The organism is Marinobacter shunpengi (assembly GCF_045449715.1).
Lineage (GTDB): Bacteria > Pseudomonadota > Gammaproteobacteria > Pseudomonadales > Oleiphilaceae > Marinobacter.
The window spans coordinates 242,064-264,897 of the sequence record NZ_JBJJLA010000017.1 but is presented as its reverse complement, the minus strand read 5'-3'; the positions used below and the strand labels follow the sequence as shown (position 1 = coordinate 264,897).

The window sequence follows — 22,834 nt, the reverse complement described above, 5'->3', positions numbered from 1 at the left end:
GTACCGCGCCCCCCAAGGTCAGCATACGATGGGGGGAACTTAAAAAAACCGGAGACCCCCAACATGCAAGATGTAGTCATCGCAGCGGCCAAACGCACCGCCATCGGAACCTTTGGTGGTTCCCTCGCCAGCCTGAAGGCCGACCAGCTCGGCACCGCCGTGATCAAGGCCCTGCTGGAAGAAACCGGCGTCGCCGCTGACCAGATCAACGAGGTTATCCTCGGCCAGGTCCTCACCGCTGGCTGCGGCCAGAACCCGGCCCGCCAGGCCGCCATCAACGCCGGCATTCCCGCTTCCGTTCCGGGCATGACCATCAACAAGGTCTGCGGCTCCGGCCTCAAGGCCGTGCACATGGCCGTGCAGGCCATCCAGTGTGGCGACGCCGACATGATCCTCGCCGGCGGCCAGGAGAGCATGAGCCAGTCGCCCCACGTGGTGCCCAACAGCCGCAACGGCCAGCGCATGGGTAACTGGACCATGATTGATACCATGGTCAATGATGGCCTGATGGACGCCTTCAACGACTACCACATGGGCGTGACCGCCGAGAACATCGTGGAAAAGTACGGCATCAGTCGTGAGGAACAGGACGAGTTTGCGGCTGCCTCCCAGCAGAAAGCAGCCGCAGCCCGCGCCGCTGGCTATTTTGACGGCCAGATCGTCCCCATCACCATCCCCCAGCGCAAGGGTGACCCGATTGTGGTGGACAAGGACGAAGGCCCCCGTGATGGCACCACCGCCGAAGGCCTGAGCAAGCTCAAACCCGCCTTCAAGAAAGACGGCACCGTGACCGCCGGTAACGCCTCCTCCCTGAATGACGGTGCCGCTGCCGTGCTGGTGTGCAGCGCCGCCAAGGCGAAGGAACTGGGCCTGACACCGCTGGCGGTGATCAAGGGCTATGCCAACGCCGGCGTGGACCCGAGCATCATGGGCACCGGTCCGATTCCCGCCAGCCAGCGCTGCCTGCAGCGTGCCGGCTGGACCGTGGACGACCTGGATCTGGTGGAAGCCAACGAAGCCTTTGCCGCCCAGGCCATCTCCGTCAACAGGGACCTGGGCTGGGATACCGGCAAGGTGAATGTGAACGGTGGCGCCATCGCCCTGGGTCATCCCATCGGTGCCTCCGGCTGCCGTATCCTGGTCACCTTGCTGCACGAGATGCAGCGCCGTGACGCCAAGAAAGGCCTGGCCACCCTCTGCATCGGTGGCGGCATGGGCGTGGCGCTCGCCGTCGAGCGTTAATGTTCCACATTGTTCTCTACGAGCCGGAGATTCCGCCCAACACGGGCAATATCATCCGGCTCTGCGCCAACACCGGCTGCCGGCTGCACCTGATCGAGCCCCTGGGTTTCACCCTTGAGGACAAGCAGATGCGGCGGGCCGGGCTGGATTACAGTGAGTACGCCAGCGTGACGGTCCACGCCAGCTATCAGGCCTTCCTGGAGGCCGAGCAGCCGCAACGGCTGTTCGGCCTGACCACCAAGGGCAGCCACCCCTACTATGAGGTGAGCTTCCAGGCCGGGGACTACCTGATGTTTGGCCCGGAGACCCGGGGACTGCCTGACAATGTGCGAAACGGGCTTGCGCCGGACCGGCGACTGCGCATCCCCATGCTCCCCCACAGCCGAAGCCTGAACCTGTCCAATTCCGCCGCCGTGGTGCTCTACGAAGCCTGGCGGCAACTGGCATTTGAAGGGGCGGTCTGACGCTCCACGGCGAAATCGTCCGTGGGCACCACCATCGGAAAACCTTCCGGCAGCATCATAATGCGGGCCTTCAGGTCGTATACCTCCCTCAGGTTCCGTGCCGTCAACGCCCGCTCGGGGATATCGTCGCAGTGGGTGGCGCCATCCCGGAGTAACAGCAACCGGTCGCCGTAACGGGCCGCCAGGTTGAGGTCGTGGACCACCGCCAGGATGGCGAAGTTCCGCTCCCGGGACAGGCGCTTCAGCAGGCCGAATACCTGTTGCTGATGGTTGGGGTCCAGCGCGGAGGTACACTCATCCAGCAGCAGGACCACCGGGCCGGGACTGTCCCAGATCTGGGCCAGAACCCGCGCCAGTTGTACGCGTTGCTGCTCCCCCCCGGACAGGCCCGGTACCCGCCGGTGCCGTAGATGGGCAATATCCAGCCGTTGCAGCAGGTCCTTGATGATGGGGGCGGATTGCGCCTGCGGTTCGGGAGGGCGCCCCAGCATCAGCACGTCTTCCACCGTCAGCGGGAAGTTCACGTCGACACGCTGGGGCATGACCGCCCGGTGCCTGGCCAACTGTGCCGGGCGCCAGTCCCGCATCGGCTGGCCCGCGATCTCGATACGCCCCCTGGCCACCTCCCGCTCCCCCGCCAGGACACTCAGCAGGGTCGACTTGCCGGCACCGTTGGGCCCCAGCAGGATCACAAGCTCCCCGTTATCCACCCCAAGGCTCACCTCCCGCACCACGGCACGGCCAGCGATCTCCACGGAAACTCCTTCCACCCGCAGGCTCATCAGATCATTCTCCGTTTTATCAGCAGGGCAAGGAAGAAGGGACCGCCAATCAGCGACATCATCAGCCCGATGGGAAGTTCTGCCGGGGCCACGATGACCCGCGCCAGACAATCAGCGCCCACCAGGAGGGTACCCCCAAGCAACGCGCTGAGGGGCAACAGTGTCTTGTGGCTGGCACCCTGTACCTGACGCACCAGGTGTGGCACCACCAGCCCCACAAAGCCGATCAGGCCACTGACGGCGACAGCGGCCCCTACGCCCAGCCCTGTCACCAGGATGGCGCCGCGCTTGATCCAGTCGGTCCGGTAGCCCAGGTGGCCCACCACCTGCTCGCCCAGCAGGAAGGCATCCAGTGGCCTTGCCAGGAACGGGGCCGCCACCAGCGCCAACAATAGCCACGGCCCGGCGACCAGAAGGTCTTCCCAGGTGGCATGGCCCAGGCTGCCCATGGTCCAGAAGGTGAGCGAGCGCAGTTCTTCGTCGCTGGAGTAAAAGGTCAGCAGCCCAGTGCCGGCGCCGGCAATGGCGTTGATGGCAATACCCGCCAGCAGCAGGGTCGCCACGGAGGTTTCACCGGCCCGGCGGGCAATCCGCCAGGCCAGGAAGACGGTGCCGCTGCCCCCGGCAAAAGCGGCGATGGGCAGCGCCCAGTTCCCGGCCAGGGCGGCCCAGCCACCGAGCCAGGTGCCACCCAGCACGATAACGCCGATGGCCGCCAGGGAGGCCCCCGCCGATACACCGATCAGGCCCGGATCGGCCAGGGGGTTGCGAAACAGCCCCTGGAGGACGGCTCCGGAAACCGCCAGCACCGCCCCTACCAGGAAGCCCAGCAGGAAACGGGGCATTCGCACATCCACCAGCACCAGACGCGACACCTGATCCGCTTCGCCGGGGCCGGCGATGACTGAGAGAATATCCCCCAGTGACAGGGGATAGGCGCCGGTGGTCAGCGACAGCCAGGCGATAGTCAGCGCGGCCGCCGCCAGGCCGGTCAGCGCGATCCCGGGGGCCAGCCGACCTGCTTCGTCACGAATCATGCTGACTGACTTTCGCCTCCGCAGGCAGCGCCTTGCTGATGGTGGCCAGCGCCTCCGCCAGGCGGGGGCCGAAGCCCAGCAACAGCATGCTGTCGGCAGCCACATGGTGCCCCTGCTGCCATGCGGGCAGCGATCCCAGCTCCGGCCAGTCCGCAATGTCGAACTGGCCCGGCCGGGTTTCCGCGATCACGATGGCGTCGGGGCGGGTTGCCAGTAATGCCTCACGGCCCGCCGGCTTGAAACCCTCAATGCCTTCAACGGCGTTCTCCGCCCCCAGGGCGTCAAGCATGGCCTGGGCCGCGGTGTTGTCGCCGGCGACCATGACACCATGCGAGCCCGCCGCCAGCAGGAACAACACCCTGGGTGTGGGCGCGCCGGCCCGGGCCTCAATCACGGCGGCCACCTTCTGTTCCATGTCACGGGCCAGTTGGTCGGCGGATTGCCGTTTGCCCATCACGTCGCCAACACCGCGAATCCGCTCGGCGGTGGCCTCCAGTGTGCGGGCCACCGGCAGTTGGTGGATGGTGACACCAGCCTGGCTCAGGCGGTCCAGGGTCTCGTCCGGTGCCGCCTCATCCGTGGTAATCAGTACATCCGGACTCATCGCCAGTACGCCCTCGAACGGCAGGGCCCGCAGGTAACCAACCTTGGGGAGTTCACCCACGGCAGCCGGGTACCGGCTGGTGGTGTCCACGGCCACCAATTGATCCTCCGCACCAATGGCGTAGATGATCTCGGTGATGGCACCGTCCGCACTGACCACCCGGTGTTCTTCCGCCAGCCCGTTCACTGGCAGGACAAGCGCAACCATGGCTACGACAACGGTCAAACGCATAGGGAGTCCTCCAGCTTCCGGATTTCCTCACGCCAGAGGGGCAGTTCCGGCTGCCCGGGTTTGCGCTCGCCAAACACGGTGAGCACGATATAACCGCTGCCATTGTAGGCTTCCAGCGAGGTGACCACGCCGTCAGCGGTTGGCTTGCGCACCACGAACCAGTCTGTCATCCCCGAGGTGTTGGCGTGCAGGTTGAAGCCCTTGTCCAGCACATTCATCCAGGGCCCCATGCGCCTGGGGTTGTCCACGCGGCCGGTATGGATCTGGACAATGCCGGGGTTACCCACGAAGAACATGAGCGGGCAGCCACTGATACGGGCGTTTTCCAGCAGCACATCCAGGGGCGAGGTCTCATCCCCTGGACTGGCAGGCAGCCGGGTGACCCACTGACTCCCCACCTGTTCCAGCGCTGTCAGCCGGTCCACTCCATGGCGCTTCAGCATGGCGTTGAAATGGTGCACGTCCTTGAGCGCTGCCCAGTCATCCTGAAGCGCCTTCACGTCCAGTGCGTCCGCATTCGCACGCTGGAGTGGCGGGCGCGGACCGCAATCCTCCACCGGCGGAAATGCGGGAGCACGGTACCTTTCCACCAGTGCGTTCCAGGCGTCACCATCGGTATCATCCACCCGGTAGATCTTCTGGATCGCCACACCATGGCGGTCGAAGAACTGCAGGCTTTCCCGATTGCCCGAACGCACCTGCTCACGCACGTGGAAGCCATGGGCCCACTGGCCGAAGAATACCCGGACATCAATGTCACCAACCGCCAGCCCCATGGTCCCGGAACCACCGACCGTGAAATCGCCGAAGGTTGCAGTAACCTCGTGCACCACCTGATCATTACGGGCCAGGATCATGACGGGCCCGACGGATGTCATCTCCTGCATCAGCCCGGAGAAATCCGGCGTCAGTGGGGCCAGTTCTTGTGACGGGCGCAGGCGAACCAGATCCATTTCGCTGACGCCCAACTGGTCCGCCGCCTGACGGATACGCATGCCAGGGTTATCTGCGAGAAGGGTCTGCCAACGTTCACGAAGGCCCCGGTTGCCCCTTTCGGTTATCACGGCGCCCATCAGTTCTCACCTCCGCTCAGCGTCACCGCTTTCCAGCGGATAACCGGCTGCCCGCTGTTACCGTCCTCGCCGTAGTAGTTGATAACCTGGACGGCGTACACCGTCGATGTGTCACCGGTGGTGTCGGTATTCACCAGGTACACGCGATAGTTGGGCCAGAGCTTGTGAGCTCCCTCAAGGTTATAGGCATACCAGCTGCTGTCGGAGAAAATGCCGGCGGTCTGGTCCGGCGTATAGGCCCGCTCAAGGGACGTGCCACTGGTGTCGGTGGTCGCGCTGGTGTAGGTGGAGAGATCGCTCCATGCCACCGGTCCGAGGACGGCGCCGTCCCCGTCTCCGTTCGGGCCGCTGTTACTGACCAGCGACAGGGCACGGGGCTGCAGATCGAGTTTCAGATCCCAGGTTGTACCCGTGCAGGGGATGGCCTGATCGATATCGAAGTCATAGCAGGCTTCACCGCCGGACGCCGGGATAGTACCGCTGAATGTCTGGTCGGTGGTCAACTGGGTGGTATCCGCCGCCTGTACTGTCAGGTCAATCCGGAAGGTGATGGGATCCGCCGAGTAGTCCAGGCCGGTCACCCTGACCCGGGCATAGCTGTTACCTTCACCTGAACGCACCAGCCAGCCATTGTCCGGGTTCGGGCTGATGATATGGGTGGTAAAGTCATAGATGTACCAGTCGCTGCCAAAGGCCGTGGTGGCTGCATCCGGCTGCCATTCATCGGGCTCGGGAAAACTGTCCGCCAGGTGCTCCAGCTCCGAACTGGCCGTGGCATTCAGGAACACATTGACGTCGGGTTCACCGGCCGCCGTGTAAAAGTCATCCTGCGCCACCGCAAGCGCCCCGGCGACATTGCCACTGCCGGAACCTCCACCATTGAGCTGGATGTTGGTGCGGCTGAATGCCATATGCCACTCCCCGCTCTCCGCCACTGTCTCTCCGGTGTCAAGATTCAGGTAGGTGTAGGTGCCGCTGGTCTGGGCATCAATCACCTGTTCCTCGTAGCTCGCCGCTTCCGGCGTTTCCGAATCGTCGTCAATGTCGTTGCTGCTACCACCGCTGCCACCACAGGCTGCCAGCGCGAACGTTACCGGCATCAGCCAGACGTTATGCTTGAACTTTTTCATGACAGGTTCCTTTCTCTCTGTTGAATAGTGGGGAGGTCGGGCTTTCAGAGCCCTTCAAAGTCCACGGAAAAGCCGAGATAGACATAACGGCCGCCAACGGGTCTGAAGTCTTCACTCGCGTTATCAAAGTCCCGCTGAACATCGGTGACGTTGTCGACACCGCCATACAAACTCAGCCAGTCGGACGCGAGATAATTGAGTTTCATGTCGACGGTGGTATAGCCGGGCGATTCCATGTCCAGCCCCGCATCAACGTATTCGGAGCTTTGCCCGCGAACCCGCGCCAGCCAGGAAAGGCCGTCTATCCAGGCCTGCCCGTCCAGGGCGAGGTTGGCCTGATGTTCAGGGCGACGATTCAGGTCCAGGCCCGTGGCCTGGTCTTCAGTCTGCATCCAGGTATAGCCGGCGGTCAGGCTCCAGCCTTCCGCAAACTCCCAGCCCGCCGTGGTTTCGAGCCCCCAGGTCCGGGCCTCGTTGACGTTGGCGTAGCTGTAGACCGCCACGCCGTTGTCCGTGCCCGTATACTCGGTGGCAATCAGGTCATCGATGTCATTGAAGAAAGCGTTGCCCTCCACCCAGAGCCGCTTGTCGCGGTGGACGCCCAGCCCCAACTGGTAACTGACACTCTCCTCCGCCTGCACATCGGGATTGCCGTACACCACATACCCCAATTGACTGTGATCGAAGACATAGAAACGCTCCTTCAGATTGGGAACCCGGTATCCGGCCCCCACTCCGGCGCGTACGAAACCGTCCCAGCCGATACCGTCTCCGACATCGAATCGGGCATTGATCTTGGGAGCAACATGATTGCCGAAGTCCGAATCATTCTGGCCACGGATGCCGGTCACCACCTCCAGGCTGTCCGTCGACATCCAGGTATGCTGTCCCCAGAGTTCGTAGCTTTCCCGCTCACCATCCACTTCCGCGGCGCCATCCTTGAGCTGTTCCAGGGTGTCCCGGCGTACATCCACCCCCCCCTGCAGCCGCTGGCTGTCACCCAGCCAGGTTCCCAGTTCCCCGGAAACCTGGGACAGGGTCATGCTGGCATCACGATCGTCGTAATAGGCGCTGGGGGTGTATTTGATGGTGTCGTCGGTCAGGTCCTCATGGACCGCGAACCAGCTTCCCTCCAGCGACCCCGCCAGGTTATGGTCGCCGGCCAGCGACACCCGCCAGCGGTCCACATCCTCATCTTTGCCATTGCGCTGGCCTGTGCTCATGAAGCGGGCAATGGAGGTTTCAGTGAATTTCTGTCCCTCCAGGGTGACCCGATGGTTATCTCCCGGTGTCCACTGCAACCGGGCATGGATGTCGTCGCGGGTGATTTCGTTGCCGGGGCGTGTCCAGGTCTCCGGTTCCGGGTCGATGCCATAGGTATGGCGCGTCTCGCCCGCTATTCTCAGCCCCCAGGTCCCGTTTCCGGTTTCCCCCATGGCGGAGGCGTTGTAGCGGGACGGATCGTAACGCTCGCCGGAGGGGTTGTCGGAGCCATAGGATCCCGTATCGGCGTCCAGGGACGCTTTCCAGCCCGGCTCAATGGGCCGGGTAATGACATTGACCACGCCGCCCATGCCGGAGCTGCCGTACTGGGCGGACACAGCGCCCTTCACAATCTCGATCCGGTCAATCTCCAGGACGGACAACTGGCTGACATCCACGGATGAACCGGTGGTGGCATTCAGCGGCATGCCGTCCACCAGCACCAGGGTCTGGTCCGCGGTAAAACCCTGCAGCCACACCTCATAGCCGGATTTGCCATGCACTTCCTTCAACTGCAACCCGGCAACATTGAGCAAGGCCTCCCGCAGGTCCCGGGCGTGGGTCTTCCTGATTTCCTCCGACGTCACTACCTCGGTACGGACCGGGGTCTCCAGAACGGTCCGCTCGCTACGAGTCCCGGTCACCACTATCTCGTCCAGGTAGCGCTTCTCCGCCGTCACCTCGCACGCCAGGGAACCGAGAAGCGCAATCGCCAGCACACTTCGACTTGTTTGATTGAACACTTACCGTCTCCGTTCGACAAAAACGATAACGATTCTCATTCAACAATTCTCATATGTCAATTTTAAATACAACGATTTGTATTTTTATTATCGTTTAAATGAAAAAATCTGGTCGGCAAGATAGTTCGGATGAACTGAATGGTGATGCAGGGCGGGCCGTGGCTTGGCAAACAGACACAAAAAAACCGGCCGAAGCCGGTTGCGTGATTCAGGAGAGTATCGAGGTCGACGTCAGTGCGTCTGCTGACCTTCCGGGGCTTCCGCACCCTGCTGTTCCTGCTCCTGCTGCTTGCGCTTCACCGCCTGGGCGAAGATGGCGTCGAAGTTCACCGGCGCCAGCATCAGGGCCGGGAAGCTACCCTTGGTGACGATGTTGTCGATGGTTTCCCGGGCGTAGGGGAACAACAGGTTCGGGCAGTACGCGCCCAGCATCGGCGGTACCTGCTGCTCCGGGAAGCCGTTGAGCAGGAACACCCCTGCCTGCTGGATTTCCACGATGTAAGCGACCTTCTCGTCCACCTTGGCAGTGATGGTGATGGACAGCACCACTTCGTACTGGGTGTCGCTGACCTTCTTGTGGGAGGTGTTCAGGTCCATGTTGACGGACGGTTTCCACTGCTGCTGGAACATGTCCGGGGCGTTCGGGGATTCGAACGACAGGTCCTTTACGTAAATACGTTGCAGCGCAAACTGGGGCTGGTTCTGGTTTGCGTTATCGCCGCCGCCGGCAGCCTGCTGATTGTTCTCAGCCATGATCTTTCCTTATTTGCGTTCAGTGTGTCAGTCGATATTCTTATTTCTTTACCAGGGGAAGGTTCGAGGCCTTCCAGTCACCGATACCGCCGTTCAGACGAACCACATTGGTGTAGCCCTCGCCATTGAGCTGCTTCACCGCCATGGCGGCATGCTGCCCCATCTTGTCCACCACGATCACCGTCTTGTCCTGGTGTTTCTTCAATTCCGAGGCTCGCTCCTTGATGGCGTTGAGCGGGATATGGATGGAGCCGGTAATGCGCCCTTCATTGAATTCCTTACGATCCCGAATGTCCACCACCACGGCCTCATCCCGGTTGATCAGGTTCACAGCTTCCTGCGCCGACACCTTCTTGCCACCACGACGGCTTTCCAGGAAAAACAGCGCCAGCAGCAGGGCCACAAAGATGGATACCAGAATGTAGTGATTTACGACGAACTCAAACAACCGTTCCATGAACCTGTCCCGAAGTAATAATTTGGGCGGATTATACACACCCTCCGCCGGCGACAGAAGGCAGCTTCCATAGCCCGTCACACCCTATTCGGGTTAGAATTCAGCTTCAAATTCTCAGGCGACGCTGATGCCGGCCTGCCACGGGCCCGAGATGCACCAGCGCACCCACAACCACACCGGAAAGCGTAATGACCAGCACTCGCAAGACGACGGCACTGATCATACTGGACGGCTGGGGCCATCGTGACCCGGCTGAAGACAACGCCATCAGCAAGGCCGACACCCCGTTCTGGGACAAGGCCTGGGCGGAATTTCCCAAGACGCTGATCAACACCTCAGGGATGTTCGTTGGGCTGCCCCAGGGGCAGATGGGCAACTCGGAAGTCGGCCATATGAACCTCGGTGCCGGCCGGGTGGTTTACCAGAGCCTGACACGCATCGACAAGGACCTGGAAGACGGCACCTTCAATGAGAACCCGGCGCTCCTGGCCGCCATCGACAAGGCGGTCACCAACGGTGGCGCGGTCCATCTCATGGGGCTGATGTCCCCGGGCGGCGTCCATGCCCACGAAGATCACATCCTGGCCGCCGCCGAACTGGCGGCGCAAAAGGGCGCCACTCGGGTCTACATCCACGCCTTCCTGGACGGTCGTGACATGCCGCCCCGCAGTGCCCGCCCGTCCCTGGAGAAGGCCGCCAACAAGATGAAGGCCCTGGGCGTCGGCCGTGTCGCCTCCATTGTCGGTCGTTACTTCGCCATGGACCGGGACAATCGCTGGGACCGTGTCGAACAGGCCTACAACCTGCTGACCCTGGGCGACGCGGAGTTCACCGCGCCGGACCCGCTGACCGCCATCGACGAAGCCTACGAGCGCGGCGAGAACGACGAGTTCGTCAAGGCCACCCGTATCCAGGGCGATGACGAGCCGGACGCCACCATCAACGACGGCGACGCGGTACTGTTCATGAACTTCCGCGCCGACCGTGCCCGGGAGATGACCCGCACCTTCGTGGAGGATGATTTCGACGGTTTCCAGCGCCGCAAGCACCCGAAGCTGTCGGATTTCGTGATGCTCACGGAGTACGCCGCCGACATCAGGACCTCCTGCGCCTATCCGCCGGAACAGCTCAAGAACGGTCTGGGCGAGCATGTGGCCAACCTGGGCAAGACCCAGCTCCGCATTGCCGAAACCGAGAAGTACGCCCATGTCACCTTCTTCTTCAACGGCGGCCTGGAAACACCTTTCGAGGGCGAGGATCGCATCCTGGTGCCCTCCCCCAAGGTGGCCACCTACGACCTGCAGCCGGAAATGAGCGCCCCTGAGGTGACCGACAAGCTGGTGGAAGCCATTCGCAGCGGCAAATACGACCTGGTGGTATGCAACTACGCCAACGGCGACATGGTGGGCCATACCGGTAAGCTGGACGCCGCCATCAAGGCCGCCGAATGCGTCGACCGGTGCATCGCCCGTATCGCCGATGCCCTGGACGAGGTCGGGGGCGAGGCCCTGATCACCGCCGACCACGGCAACTGCGAGCAGATGACCGACCCCGCCTCCGGCCAGGTCCATACCGCCCACACCACCGGCCCGGTGCCGCTGGTGTATGTCGGCCATCGCAAGGTCAGCCTGAAGGACGACGGCAGCCTTAGTGATGTGGCGCCCTCCCTGCTCGCAATGATGGGCCTGGAGCAACCCGGAGACATGACCGGCCACAGCCTGGTCACCCTCAACCAGGACTGACCGGCACACCGATGCGACACCCCATGGCCAGGAACGCCGGACATCGCCCGCTGACAAGCGCCACCGGACAACTCCGGCTGATGCTTGTTGCGTTTCTGCTGACTGCCGGCAGCATGGGCCATGGTCAGGACCAGGTCACTCCTGCTCAGGTTGAAGCCCTGAAGGAAGAGATCGCGGAGATCGACGAGTGGCTGGCCGACGCCGAGGAAGACCGCAGCGAACTGGAACAGACCCTGGCAAATGCCGAACGGGAAATCAGCCGCCTGACCCGCGAACGCCGGGAACTGCAGGAGCAACGCCGGCAACAGGCCCGGGAACTGGAACAGCTTGAGAGTGAGGAAAAGGAACTGGATCAGAGCCTGCGGGAGCAACGCTCCGCCCTGAAGCGACAGCTCCGGGGCGCCTGGATGGAGGGCAAAGCCCCAGCCATCAAGGTCCTGCTCAACGAGGCCGATCCGGAAGAGATCGCCCGCACCATGACCTACTACGAATACCTCAGCGGCGACAACCTCCAGCGCCTGGAAACCTTCAACGAGACCCTGACCGAACTACAGGCCACCCGCCAGCAAAAGCTGCAGGCCCAGGCCGAGGTGATCCGGCTGGAGGAGCAGGTCAGTGAGCGACAGCAATCCCTGCAAACACAGAAGGCCAACCGGGAACAGGCCCTGGTGGCGCTCAAACAGGACATCAGCGAGCGCAAGGACGAGCGCAGCACCCTGGAAGCCGACCGGAACCGGCTGGAAAAGCTGTTGCGGGAGGTGGAAGAAGCCATTGCCAGCATTCCCTCCCCCACCGAGACCGAACCCTTCAACCAGCGCCAGGGTAAGCTGGACTGGCCGGCCCAGGGGCGCCTGGTGGCAGCCTTCGGCGGCTCCATGGCCCAGGGGCACCTGCGTCGCAATGGCATCCTGCTGAACACTGAAGAAGAGGCGGAAGTACGCTCGGTCCATTACGGTCGCGTGGTCTTCTCCAACTGGCTGCGGGGTTTTGGCATGCTCACCATTGTCGACCATGGCGAGGGCTACATGACCCTGTACGGCCATAGCTCCAGCCTGCTGGCCAGCCCCGGGGACTGGGTGCGGGCCGGGGAGACCATTGCCCTGGCCGGTCGCACCGGAGGCACCCAGGACCCGGCGGTGTACTTTGAACTGCGTCACAACGGTAAGCCACAGAACCCGATGCGCTGGCTGGAGCGCCAGTAATTCCAGGAGCCCCCGTCCCAGCCATGGCTGACAAAAGGAACCGGGGACGCCATACTGACAGCCGTATCCATGAATCCGAACAGGGACACTGAATGAAACCGGTTATCCATAGCTGTAAAACCACACTCCTTGGCGGTTTACTGGCAGCCACCTGCCTCTACGGTGTAACCGCCACGGCCCAGGAATCGCAGCCTGCGGAGGCAGTCTCGCCGCACGCTGACACCATGGGTAGCGAGGAAGGGGCCCTGCCCCTGGATGACCTGCGCAAATTCACGGAAGTGTTCAGTCGTATCAAGGATGCCTACGTTGAGGACGTTTCCGATAAGGAGCTCCTGGAAAATGCCATCAAGGGCATGCTTTCCGGGCTGGACCCCCACTCCGCCTACCTGGAGCCCGAGGCCTACACCGAGCTGGAGGAAACCACCACCGGCGAATTCGGCGGCCTGGGCATTGAGGTCGGCATGGAAGACGGCTTCGTGAAAGTGATCGCACCCATCGACGACACCCCCGCCCAGAAGGCCGGCGTCCAGGCCGGCGACCTGATCATCAAGCTGGGCGACGAGCCGGTGAAGGGCATGACACTGCAGGACGCGGTAACCCGCATGCGGGGCGAACCCGGCACCACGCTGACCCTGACCATCATGCGGGACGGCGAGAGCGCCCCCATCGAGATTGACGTGGAGCGGGCCGTTATCAAGGTCACCAGCATCAAGTCCCGTACGCTGGAGCCCGGCTATGGCTATATACGCATCACCCAGTTCCAGGACGAAACCGGCGACCAGTTCATCAATGCCATTGAGACACTCATGTCGGAGAACGACGGCAACCTCGACGGCCTGATTATCGACGTGCGCAACAACCCGGGCGGCATTCTTCAGGCGGCCGTGGCCACCTCCGACGCACTGCTGGATGAAGGACTGATCGTCTACACCGAGGGTCGTATCCAGAGCTCCCGGCTGCGGTTCAACGCCCAACCCGGAGATGTCTCCAACGGCACCCCGGTTGTGGTACTGATCAACGGCGGCTCCGCTTCCGCCTCCGAGATCCTGGCCGGGGCCCTGCAGGACCATGAGCGCGCGGTCGTTATGGGCACCCGTTCCTTCGGCAAAGGCTCGGTGCAGACTGTTATCCCGCTGGATGAGACCCACGCCATCAAGATGACCACCGCCCGCTACTTTACCCCGGATGGTCGCTCTATCCAGGCCCGGGGTATCGAACCGGACATTACCGTGCGTCCGGCCACCCTGACCGAGCTGGAAGGTGGCCCCTTCTTCAGCGAGGCCAGCCTGAGCGGGCATCTGAAAAACGGCGAAGGGGATATCAAGCCGGAAGACCGTAACGCCCCGAGCAACTCGGAAATCGACCGGGATTATCAACTTCGCTCAGCCCTGAACCTGCTCAAGGGCATGGGGATCCTCAGCAGGAAGGGAGCCAGCCAGGAGTGAAACCGGGCGCCATCGCAGCCACGCTGGCACTGCTCGCGGCTTTCCCCCTGGCCACCTGGGGCGACGAGCCCACCCTTCCCGCCCGTGCGGATGAAGGGGTTCAGCCCACCATTGCCATTATCATCGACGACATGGGGGCCAATGCCGTTGAGGGCAAACGGCTGATCCGGTTGGAGCAGCCCCTGACCCTGGCTTTCCTGCCCTATCGTCGTCATACCCGGGAACTGGCCACCAGCGCCCATCGGCACCACAAGGAAGTGATGCTGCACGCCCCCATGGACAACACCCGGCATATTGGCCTGGGTGCCGGCGGCCTGACCGCCGACATGGACCGGCCCACCATCACTGCCACTCTCCGCCAGTCGCTGCGGGCCGTCCCCTATGCAAAAGGCGTCAATAACCACATGGGCAGCCTGCTGACCCAGCTCCCTGGGCCTATGACCTGGGTCATGGAGGAACTCCGCGACCACCCGCTGTACTTCGTGGACAGCCGCACCATTGCCTCAACGATAGCGGGCCGGACGGCGGCGGAAAACGACGTTCCCACCCTCACCCGCGATGTCTTCCTGGACCATGAGCAGACTGAAGAGTTTGTTCACCAGCAGTTCCAGCTACTGATCCGGAAAGCCCGGGAGAACGGCACCGCCATCGCCATAGGCCATCCCCACACTGTCACCGTCGACTATCTGGAAAAGGTCCTGCCCACGCTTGATGAACAGGGTATCGCTGTGGCCACGGTCAGTGCTGTGTGGGCTATTCGGAACGGGAATCGGCGGATGTTTGCGGAAGAGCAAAAGCCGGAGATCGCTCCCGCAGTGGCGAGACAGCCAGAGTAAGGATTGATCTAGGTTTAAGCCAAGGCAGCTTAAGGCATCTGCATATCCTTGGCCCCGCCAGGTTGAAGGGTTTTCCGGGACCTTCAAAAACAGGGACGTTTTTGAAGAGCCTCCAGGGATGGATTTACGGCGTGTCCCGGAAAACCCTTCAATCTGGCGAGGCATGCACCATGCCTATCAGGCAAGTTACGAACTATTCCCGGACTTCGATCCCCTGCCCCTTCATAAAGGCCTTGGCCTCGGGAATGGTGTGCTGGCCGAAATGGAAGATGGAGGCCGCCAGCACGGCATCAGCTCCGCCCTTGGTGACGCCATCCGCCAGGTGCTGTAGTTCGCCCACCCCACCGGAGGCAATCACCGGCACCACGACGGCATCGCTGATGGCCCGGGTCAGGCCGATGTCGAAGCCGATCTTGGTACCGTCCCGGTCCATGCTGGTGAGCAGCAGCTCCCCAGCGCCCATGGCGACCATCTTGCGGGCCCATTCCACGGCATCCAGGCCGGTGGGCTTACGGCCGCCGTGGGTGAAGATTTCCCAGCGTGGTTCTTCACCTTCGTCACTGACCCGCTTGGCGTCGATGGCGACAACGATGCACTGGCTCCCGAAGCGCTCGGCGGCTTCCCTGACAAACTCGGGGTTGAAGACCGCAGCGGTGTTGATGGAGACCTTGTCGGCACCGGCATTGAGCAGTTTGCGGATGTCGTCGACGGTGCGTACGCCGCCGCCCACGGTCAGGGGAATGAAGACTTCCGCCGCCATGCGTTCCACGGTTTCGTAGGTAGTGTCGCGGCTTTCGTGGCTGGCGGTGATGTCCAGGAAGGTGATTTCGTCGGCGCCCTGCTCGTTGTATTTGCGGGCTACCTCCACCGGGTCGCCGGCATCGCGGATATCCACGAAGTTGACGCCTTTGACCACGCGGCCCTTGTCCACGTCCAGGCAGGGGATGATGCGTTTTGCCAGTGCCATGTCGATCTCCTCAGACAGTTCCCAGGCTGTCGCAATAGGCCTGGGCTTCGGTGACGTCGAGGGTGCCTTCGTAGATGGCGCGACCGGTGATGGCCCCCAGGATGCCTTTGTCGGCGACGGTGGCCAGGCGTTTGAGGTCGTCCATGTTGGTAACGCCGCCGGAGGCGATGACGGGGATGCCGCCCTCTTCCGCCAGTGCGGCGGTGGCTTCGACGTTGACGCCCTGCATCATGCCGTCGCGGCTGATGTCGGTGTAGACGATGGCGTCGACGCCGTCGTTGGCAAAGCGTTTAGCCAGGTCGGTGGCCATGACTTCGGAGACTTCGGCCCAGCCGTCGGTGGCCACGCGGCCGTCCTTGGCATCAAGGCCGACGATGATGTGGCCGGGAAACCGTTTGCACATGTCGGTAACGAACCCGGGCTCCTTGACGGCTTTGGTGCCAATGATGACCCACTGTACGCCGGCCTTGAGGTAAGCTTCGATGGTTTCCGCGGAGCGGATGCCGCCGCCGATCTGGATGGGCAGGTCCGGATAACGTTTGGCGATGGCACGGACGATCTCACCGTTAACGGGTTCGCCGGCGAAGGCGCCATTGAGGTCGACCAGGTGCAGGCGGCGGGCACCGGCTTCCACCCAGCGGGTGGCCATGTCGACCGGGTCGTCACCGTATTGGGTGGATTCGTCCATCCGGCCCTGTTTCAGGCGAACGCATTTGCCGTCTTTCAGGTCAATCGCGGGGATTATCAGCATCGGTTGTGTGTCCTTTGGCTTTGGCCAATTGGCCTTGGGGCTCGCCGCCCGTGCTCTGGCAGGTGGGAACCCTTTTCGGGACACGCCGTGAATACATCCCTGTAGGCTCTTCAAAAACGTCCATGTTTTTGAAGGTCCCGGAAAGGGTTCCCACCCACCAGATCACTACCTTGGGCAGTGCCCGCCTGGTGATCGGATCAGTTTCCGGACCAGTTGGTAAAGTTCTTCAAAAGCTGCAGCCCCGCCCGTGCACTTTTTTCCGGGTGGAACTGCGCCGCAAAAATGTTATCTCTCGCCACCGCCGCCGCCAGGTCGACACCGTAGTGGGTGCGGCCGGCAATATCGTGGTTGCCGGTGGATTCGACATAGTAGCTGTGGACAAAGTAGAAACGGTCGCCGTCATCAATACCGTGCCACAGTGGGTGATCCTGGGTCTGCCAGACCTGGTTCCAGCCCATGTGGGGTACTTTCAGGCGTTCACCATTCTCAGTGAGGTTTTCACCGAAAAAGCGCACCTGGGAGTCGAACAGGTTGATGCAATCGACGCCGCCGTTTTCCTCGCTGCGGGACATGATGGCCTGCATGCCGACGCAGATGCCGAGAAACGGACGGTCCGCAGAGACTTCGCGCACCAGTGTATCCACGCCCAGGCGGCGGATTTCCGCCATGCAGTCACGGATAGCGCCGACGCCGGGCAGGATGACGCGGTCTGCCTCGCGGATCCGGTCGGCGTTGTCGGTGACCAGTACGGTGGCGTCCGGGGCAACGTGCTCCACGGCCTTGCGGGCGGAATGGAGGTTGCCCATGCCGTAGTCAATAATGGCAACGGTATTCATGATCGGGGAACAGTCCTGAAAAAGTGTCCGGGGCGGTTTACAGCGACCCTTTGGTGGACGGTGTGATACCGGCCATCCGTTCATCCATTTCAATAGCCATTCGCAGGGCACGGCCGAAGGCCTTGAACACGGTTTCAATCTGGTGATGCGTGTTCTTGCCCTTCAGGTTGTCGATGTGCAGCGTAACCATGGAGTGGTTGACGAAGCCCTGAAAGAACTCCGCGAACAGGTCGACGTCAAAGCCGCCTACCGAGGCACGGGTGTAGGGCACGTCCATCAGCAGCCCGGGACGGCCGGACAGGTCGATGACGACCCGTGACAGGGCTTCGTCCAGGGGCACGTAGGCGTGGCCGTAGCGGCGGATGCCCTTCTTGTCGCCCACGGCCTGTTTGAAGGCCTGGCCCAGGGTGATGCCGATGTCTTCCACGGTGTGGTGATCGTCGATATGGAGATCGCCGGTGGACTTGATGGTCAGGTCAACCAGGCCATGACGGGCGATCTGGTCCATCATGTGTTCCAGGAAAGGCACGCCAGTATCAAAGCTGGATTTGCCGGTACCGTCCAGGTCGATCTCGACGGTAATCTGGGTTTCAAGGGTATTACGCTCTACCCGTGCCTTGCGATCGGCCATGGGAACTCCGGAGTTTTACAAAACTGGCAATGAATCAGGCGCCAATTATACCTTCTCGCGGCGCCTGCGTCCTGCTTTCACCGCTATTGTGGCAATAGCTTCACATCAGACCGGGGATTCAGGACGCCTTCTTCAGGTTGTTCATGTAGGTATCCACCAGTCCGTTGAATTCGTGCTTGACCACCGGGCTGATGGCCAGCTTGAGCAGCCCGGGCAGCGGCAGCGTCAACTCCGCCGAGGTCTGGAAGCGTGCCCGGGTGCGGTTGTCATCAATGGCGGTCAGTGTCCAACTGCCCCGGACCACACCATTACCCACGCCCTTTACTGGTTCCCAGGTGATCTTGCCGGAGTCCTTGTCCGACCGGTACTTGCAGGCATAGGCGGTCTGGATGGAGTACTTGTCGATGCCGATCTTCTCCATCTCCCACCGGTAGGTGTTGTCGCCCAGGTCCACCAGTTGGTCGATCTTGGGGAAATAGCTGACGGAACGGGGCACATCAGACAACAACTCAAAGGCCTCATCGTAGGAAGCGGCCAGCTCAATCTCGCGGTTCAACTCTATGGATACGGTAAAAGCCACGCCTGTCTCCTCAAGTTATACAGCGCCCCGTTTAGGTGATATTGACGGAGTACTGGTATCCGGCCAGGTTTGTTGCGCCAGTAAACTGCCTATTGTGGCGAAACCCTGCCATTTTGTCATACTTGGGGCGCTTTTATTTTGTAATCTGTGCGTTAGGCTTGAAAGGAGAGCCGGTCGCACGGCCCTCAACCCATTGGAAGTCACCCAGAAAGGATCCTCCCACCATGAAAGCTGTACGCTACATTGTTCTGGCCATAGTCGGTCTGATCGTGCTGGCTGTTATCGCCATTGCGGTGGCCATGTTCGTTATCGATCCGAACACCTACAAGCCGCAGATTGAACGGCTGGTGGAGAACAGGACCAACCTGGACCTGGACCTGTCCGGCGATATCGACTGGTCCCTGTTCCCGTTGGGGCTGGAGGTAAACGAAGTGGAGGCTTCCCTGGAAGGTGAGCGTTTCGTGGCCCTGCAGCAGCTTGTTGCTGAACTGGACCTCTGGTCACTGATCTCCATGTCTCCGCAGGTGCAGAGGTTTGTGCTGGATGGCCTGGATGCACGACTGGTGGTGGACGAGAACGGGAACGGCAACTGGACCCGGATCATGCCGGAGGGCGAAGCGACCGCAACCGATGAAACGGAGCAGACAGCACCGGAAGCCACCGCCGACACCGAAGGCTCCGGGGACCCACTGACCTTCGCGGTGGAGGAAGTCCAGATTACCAATGCCAGCGTGCAATATGAGGACCTGGGCACAGGCCAGACCATCGTGCTGCAGGATTTCCGTGTACTCGCCAGTCAGATCGCCCTGGGGTCCGAGTTCCCACTGGAAGTCGGCTTCCTGGTGAACACCACCCAGCCGGATATGGGCGTCAACGGCGACATAACCATGCGCATCACCGCCAATGAGGCCCTGGACCAGTTTTCCGTCAGCGGCCTGGATGCAAAGTTCGGCCTGTCCGGCGAGCCGTTCGGCGACCGCACACTGCAAGCCCGCATCACCGGCAACGCCGGTGCCAACCTGGAGAATGAGACCGCCAGCCTTGAGGACTTCCGGGCGACCCTGGCTAACCTGGAACTCACCACCAACCTGGATGTGGAAGGGTTTGGCGCGACGCCTAAGGTCACCGGTGATCTGGCGGTGGCGGAATTCTCCCTGCGGGAACTGCTCAACACCCTGGGTGCGGGGGACATTGAAACCACCGATCCGGATGTGTTGAACCGGCTGGCATTCAGCACCAAACTCAGCGGTCCGGCCGGCGTCGCAGAGCTGTCGGAACTGAAGATGATCCTGGATGACACCACATTTACCGGCGGTGCCCGCTACAACATCGAATCCGGCGCCCTGGCGTTCCAACTGGACGGCGACGCCCTCAACGCCGACCGCTACCTGCCACCACCGGCGGAAGGCGGTGATGGCAACCAGGCCACGACTGGCGGCTCCGCGCCTGCATCCGGCGGCAGCGAAAGCGACCTGCTGCCCCTGGACACGATTCGCGGACTGGAGCTGGACATTGACCTGGGCCTTGGTGAACTGATCATCAGCAACCTGACCATCACCGATATCCAGACCGCGATTGATGCCTCGGGAGGACAGCTTGGGCTGAGCAACTTCAGCGGCAAACTCTACGAAGGCGGCTTCCAGTCCAACATCGGCATTGATGCCCGCACCGATAACCCCAACTGGACCCTGCGCGCTGACGTGACCGGCGTAAAAACCCAGCCGCTGCTGCAGGATCTGGCGGAAATGGACATGCTGGCCGGTGCCGCCAACATCAACATCAATGCGAACACCAACGGCAACCGGATTTCCGCCCTGCGTCAGAACGCCGATGGCAAAGTGACATTCAACCTCGCCGAGGGCCAGTTCACCCGCATGAACCTGACACGCATGGCCTGCACCGGCATCGCACTGGCAAACCAGGAACAACTCACCACCACGGACTGGGGCAAAACCACCCCATTCAACGACATGCGCGGTGAGCTGGACATCAATGGCAACATCCTGAACAACACCAGCCTGGTGGCGGCCCTGGCCGGCATGCGACTGGAAGGTAACGGCGAGGTGGACATGGCCGCATCGGAGATCGACTATGAGGCCGGTCTTCGCATCGTGGGCGAAATCCACCGTGATGAGGCCTGCCGGGTCACCGAGTACGTGGAGAACGTGGTCATTCCGGTAGAGTGCCGTGGCAACTTCCAGGAGGACCCGGCCGGCATGTGCTCCTTCGACGGCTCACGCTTCCGGGATACCCTGAAGGACATGGCCGCCAATGCCGCCCGGTCCAAGGCAGAGGACGAGATCAGCGAGAGGATCAACGAAAAGCTCGGTGAGGAAACCGGCGGCAAGGTCAAGGACGCCCTGGAGGGTCTGTTCAATCGATGAGTGATCATTTCGCCGACCGCCTGCTGCGCTGGTACGACCAGCATGGCAGGCACGCCCTGCCCTGGCACCAGGATCGTAACGCTTACCGGGTCTGGGTCTCGGAGATCATGCTCCAGCAGACCCAGGTGACCACCGTCATCCCCTACTTCCAGGCTTTTATGGAACGCTTCCCAACGGTACGGGACCTGGCGGAGGCGCCGGTGGATGACGTGCTCGGGCACTGGTCCGGCCTGGGCTACTACGCCCGCGCCCGCAACCTGCAGAAGGCAGCCATCCAGGTGGTGGAGGACCATGATGGCGAGTTCCCCCGGGACCAGGAGGCCCTGGAAGCCCTGCCCGGCATTGGCCGCTCCACCGCCGCCGCAATTATCGCCCAGGCCTGGAACCAGCGGGCGGTAATTCTCGACGGTAACGTCAAACGGGTGCTGGCCCGCTACCACGCCACTCCCGGCTGGCCCGGACAGACCGCTACACTGAACGCCTTGTGGCAGCGTGCCGAGGACCATACACCGGACACCCGGCCACGAGACTATACCCAGGCCATCATGGACCTGGGCGCCCTGGTCTGTACCCGTAGCCGACCGGATTGCGAGCATTGTCCGGTGAGTGAAGGCTGTATGGCCTATGCCAATGGCGAGATCCACCTTTACCCGGGCCGCAAACCCAAAAAGGAGAAACCGGAGAAGACCACCTGGATGGTTATCCTGGAAGACCATAGCGGTCGCATCCTGCTGGAACGCCGCCCACCCAGCGGCATCTGGGGCGGCCTCTGGAGCCTGCCGGAACTGGACCCGGCCTACGGCCCCGACGAACTGCAGGACGCCTGCGAGCGCCAGTTCGGGCTCGACTGCAGCGCGCCGGACCTGATCAGCGGCTTCCGCCACACCTTCAGCCATTACCACCTGCACATCCAGCCGGCCAGGTTACAGGTAACGCCATCCAGTCAGGCCCGGGATATGGCCGACCATCGCTGGATCCACCGGGAAGAAGCGCTCGAACTCGGGCTGCCCGCCCCTATCCGCAGCCTGCTCACTACACCGGAACAGGCCACCTTGCTCTGATCTGTTATCATCCCCCGGATCAGACATTCAGGCACCTTAACCAAGGCAATCACAGGAGCCCTCATGAGCCGCACCGTATTCTGCCGCAAGTACCAGAAAGAAATGGAAGGCCTCCAGTTTCCGCCCATGCCCGGCGCCAAGGGCCAGGACATCTACGAGAACATCTCCAAACAGGCCTGGGAGGAATGGCAGGCCCAGCAGACCATGCTCATCAACGAGAAGCACCTGAGCCTGATGGACCCGAACACCCGCAAGTACCTGCAGGCGCAGATGGACCGCTTCTTCAACAACGAGCCCTTCGACAAGGCCGAAGGCTACGTGCCACCGGAAAAATAACGCTTGCTGATCAAGGTTTAGCCACAGGAAAAGCGCCCTGGAATTTTTTGACCGACGGCCTTGACTCAACCATCCTAAACCGGTTTAATAGCGCCCCGTTGCACGGTGAGTGCAGCAAAGCCCGGATAGCTCAGTCGGTAGAGCAGGGGATTGAAAATCCCCGTGTCGGTGGTTCGATTCCGCCTCCGGGCACCAATAATTCAATGACTTAGCCCGCCTCGTGCGGGCTTTGTTGTTTCTGGTGTCCACCAAACGTCCACCGAACTACAGGAACATCCATTTTC

At 62.0% G+C, this 22,834-nt stretch carries 22 protein-coding genes and 1 tRNA gene; 10 read left to right on the top strand and 13 right to left on the bottom strand.

Annotation, left to right across the window (positions count from 1 at the left end; all coding sequences use genetic code 11):
- The first annotated feature begins 63 nt into the window (after positions 1 to 63).
- On the top strand, positions 64 to 1,242 hold the full coding sequence (locus tag ACJO3T_RS11825; protein ID WP_406963824.1) for an acetyl-CoA C-acetyltransferase: 1,179 nt from the start codon (positions 64 to 66) through the stop codon (positions 1,240 to 1,242).
- Positions 1,242 to 1,706, top strand: coding sequence for a tRNA (uridine(34)/cytosine(34)/5-carboxymethylaminomethyluridine(34)-2'-O)-methyltransferase TrmL (trmL, locus tag ACJO3T_RS11820; RefSeq protein ID WP_406963823.1), 465 nt, complete (start codon positions 1,242 to 1,244; stop codon positions 1,704 to 1,706). Before ACJO3T_RS11825 ends, trmL begins: the two co-directional genes overlap by 1 nt.
- On the opposite strand, the gene ACJO3T_RS11815 is transcribed toward trmL, so the two are convergent.
- The 8 genes from ACJO3T_RS11815 to ACJO3T_RS11780 all read right to left on the bottom strand — a co-directional run bounded on the left by ACJO3T_RS11815 (position 1,664) and on the right by ACJO3T_RS11780 (position 9,779).
- Positions 1,664 to 2,488, bottom strand: coding sequence for a heme ABC transporter ATP-binding protein (locus ACJO3T_RS11815; protein WP_406963822.1), 825 nt, complete (start codon positions 2,486 to 2,488; stop codon positions 1,664 to 1,666). The two genes, trmL and ACJO3T_RS11815, sit on opposite strands and share 43 nt — an antisense overlap.
- On the bottom strand, positions 2,488 to 3,525 hold the full coding sequence (locus ACJO3T_RS11810) for a FecCD family ABC transporter permease (RefSeq protein ID WP_406978564.1): 1,038 nt from the start codon (positions 3,523 to 3,525) through the stop codon (positions 2,488 to 2,490). Before ACJO3T_RS11810 ends, ACJO3T_RS11815 begins: the two co-directional genes overlap by 1 nt.
- A complete protein-coding gene (locus tag ACJO3T_RS11805; protein ID WP_406978563.1) occupies positions 3,515 to 4,360 on the bottom strand; it encodes a heme/hemin ABC transporter substrate-binding protein in 846 nt (281 codons plus the stop codon). Before ACJO3T_RS11805 ends, ACJO3T_RS11810 begins: the two co-directional genes overlap by 11 nt.
- A complete protein-coding gene (locus ACJO3T_RS11800; protein ID WP_406978562.1) occupies positions 4,351 to 5,433 on the bottom strand; it encodes a hemin-degrading factor in 1,083 nt (360 codons plus the stop codon). Before ACJO3T_RS11800 ends, ACJO3T_RS11805 begins: the two co-directional genes overlap by 10 nt.
- Positions 5,433 to 6,563 carry an HmuY family protein gene (locus tag ACJO3T_RS11795; protein WP_406963818.1) on the bottom strand — a complete coding sequence of 377 codons (1,131 nt, stop codon included), beginning with the start codon at positions 6,561 to 6,563 and terminating at the stop codon, positions 5,433 to 5,435. Before ACJO3T_RS11795 ends, ACJO3T_RS11800 begins: the two co-directional genes overlap by 1 nt.
- 44 nt (positions 6,564 to 6,607) lie before the next feature.
- Entirely contained in the window at positions 6,608 to 8,569 is a 1,962-nt protein-coding gene (locus ACJO3T_RS11790) for a TonB-dependent receptor plug domain-containing protein (RefSeq protein ID WP_406978561.1), read from the bottom strand.
- A 231-nt stretch (positions 8,570 to 8,800) separates the two neighbouring features.
- Positions 8,801 to 9,322 (bottom strand): protein-export chaperone SecB, encoded by a 522-nt coding sequence (gene secB / locus ACJO3T_RS11785; protein ID WP_406963816.1) that lies wholly within the window; start codon positions 9,320 to 9,322, stop codon positions 8,801 to 8,803.
- A gap of 40 nt (positions 9,323 to 9,362) precedes the next feature.
- Entirely contained in the window at positions 9,363 to 9,779 is a 417-nt protein-coding gene (locus ACJO3T_RS11780) for a rhodanese-like domain-containing protein (RefSeq protein WP_406963815.1), read from the bottom strand.
- A 188-nt stretch (positions 9,780 to 9,967) separates the two neighbouring features.
- On the opposite strand from ACJO3T_RS11780, the gene gpmI reads away from it, so the two are divergent.
- The 4 genes from gpmI to ACJO3T_RS11760 all read left to right on the top strand — a co-directional run bounded on the left by gpmI (position 9,968) and on the right by ACJO3T_RS11760 (position 15,004).
- Positions 9,968 to 11,521, top strand: a complete 1,554-nt coding sequence (gpmI, locus tag ACJO3T_RS11775; RefSeq protein WP_406978560.1) for a 2,3-bisphosphoglycerate-independent phosphoglycerate mutase — start codon at positions 9,968 to 9,970, stop codon at positions 11,519 to 11,521.
- An 80-nt stretch (positions 11,522 to 11,601) separates the two neighbouring features.
- On the top strand, positions 11,602 to 12,723 hold the full coding sequence (locus ACJO3T_RS11770) for a murein hydrolase activator EnvC family protein (protein ID WP_406978559.1): 1,122 nt from the start codon (positions 11,602 to 11,604) through the stop codon (positions 12,721 to 12,723).
- Positions 12,724 to 12,815: 92 nt separating this feature from the next.
- A complete protein-coding gene (locus ACJO3T_RS11765; RefSeq protein ID WP_406978558.1) occupies positions 12,816 to 14,168 on the top strand; it encodes a S41 family peptidase in 1,353 nt (450 codons plus the stop codon).
- Positions 14,165 to 15,004, top strand: a complete 840-nt coding sequence (locus ACJO3T_RS11760; RefSeq protein WP_406978557.1) for a divergent polysaccharide deacetylase family protein — start codon at positions 14,165 to 14,167, stop codon at positions 15,002 to 15,004. The genes ACJO3T_RS11765 and ACJO3T_RS11760 overlap by 4 nt, the downstream gene beginning before the upstream one ends.
- Positions 15,005 to 15,197: 193 nt before the next feature.
- Here ACJO3T_RS11760 and hisF read toward each other — a convergent pair whose 3' ends face one another.
- The 5 genes from hisF to ACJO3T_RS11735 form a co-directional block, all read right to left on the bottom strand.
- The gene (hisF, locus tag ACJO3T_RS11755; RefSeq protein ID WP_406963810.1) at positions 15,198 to 15,971 is read right to left on the bottom strand and encodes an imidazole glycerol phosphate synthase subunit HisF; all 774 of its coding nucleotides are present in this window, start codon (positions 15,969 to 15,971) and stop codon (positions 15,198 to 15,200) included.
- A 10-nt stretch (positions 15,972 to 15,981) separates the two neighbouring features.
- Positions 15,982 to 16,722, bottom strand: coding sequence for a 1-(5-phosphoribosyl)-5-[(5-phosphoribosylamino)methylideneamino]imidazole-4-carboxamide isomerase (gene hisA, locus ACJO3T_RS11750; RefSeq protein ID WP_406963809.1), 741 nt, complete (start codon positions 16,720 to 16,722; stop codon positions 15,982 to 15,984).
- 197 nt (positions 16,723 to 16,919) lie between these two features.
- On the bottom strand, positions 16,920 to 17,558 hold the full coding sequence (gene hisH, locus ACJO3T_RS11745; protein WP_406978556.1) for an imidazole glycerol phosphate synthase subunit HisH: 639 nt from the start codon (positions 17,556 to 17,558) through the stop codon (positions 16,920 to 16,922).
- A 37-nt stretch (positions 17,559 to 17,595) separates the two neighbouring features.
- A complete protein-coding gene (gene hisB, locus ACJO3T_RS11740; RefSeq protein WP_328190300.1) occupies positions 17,596 to 18,189 on the bottom strand; it encodes an imidazoleglycerol-phosphate dehydratase HisB in 594 nt (197 codons plus the stop codon).
- A gap of 118 nt (positions 18,190 to 18,307) precedes the next feature.
- Positions 18,308 to 18,769, bottom strand: a complete 462-nt coding sequence (locus ACJO3T_RS11735; RefSeq protein ID WP_406963807.1) for an SRPBCC family protein — start codon at positions 18,767 to 18,769, stop codon at positions 18,308 to 18,310.
- Positions 18,770 to 18,993: 224 nt separating this feature from the next.
- Between ACJO3T_RS11735 and ACJO3T_RS11730 the strand changes: the two genes are divergently transcribed.
- From ACJO3T_RS11730 to ACJO3T_RS11715, 4 genes are all read left to right on the top strand, one after another.
- Positions 18,994 to 21,153 carry an AsmA family protein gene (locus tag ACJO3T_RS11730; protein ID WP_406978555.1) on the top strand — a complete coding sequence of 720 codons (2,160 nt, stop codon included), beginning with the start codon at positions 18,994 to 18,996 and terminating at the stop codon, positions 21,151 to 21,153.
- Complete coding sequence (gene mutY, locus ACJO3T_RS11725; RefSeq protein ID WP_406978554.1) at positions 21,150 to 22,214, top strand: A/G-specific adenine glycosylase; 1,065 nt, start codon at positions 21,150 to 21,152, stop codon at positions 22,212 to 22,214. Before ACJO3T_RS11730 ends, mutY begins: the two co-directional genes overlap by 4 nt.
- 63 nt (positions 22,215 to 22,277) lie before the next feature.
- A complete protein-coding gene (locus ACJO3T_RS11720; RefSeq protein ID WP_406963804.1) occupies positions 22,278 to 22,550 on the top strand; it encodes an oxidative damage protection protein in 273 nt (90 codons plus the stop codon).
- A 119-nt stretch (positions 22,551 to 22,669) separates the two neighbouring features.
- Positions 22,670 to 22,745: transfer RNA gene (locus ACJO3T_RS11715), tRNA-Phe, on the top strand.
- The last annotated feature ends 89 nt before the right edge of the window (positions 22,746 to 22,834 follow it).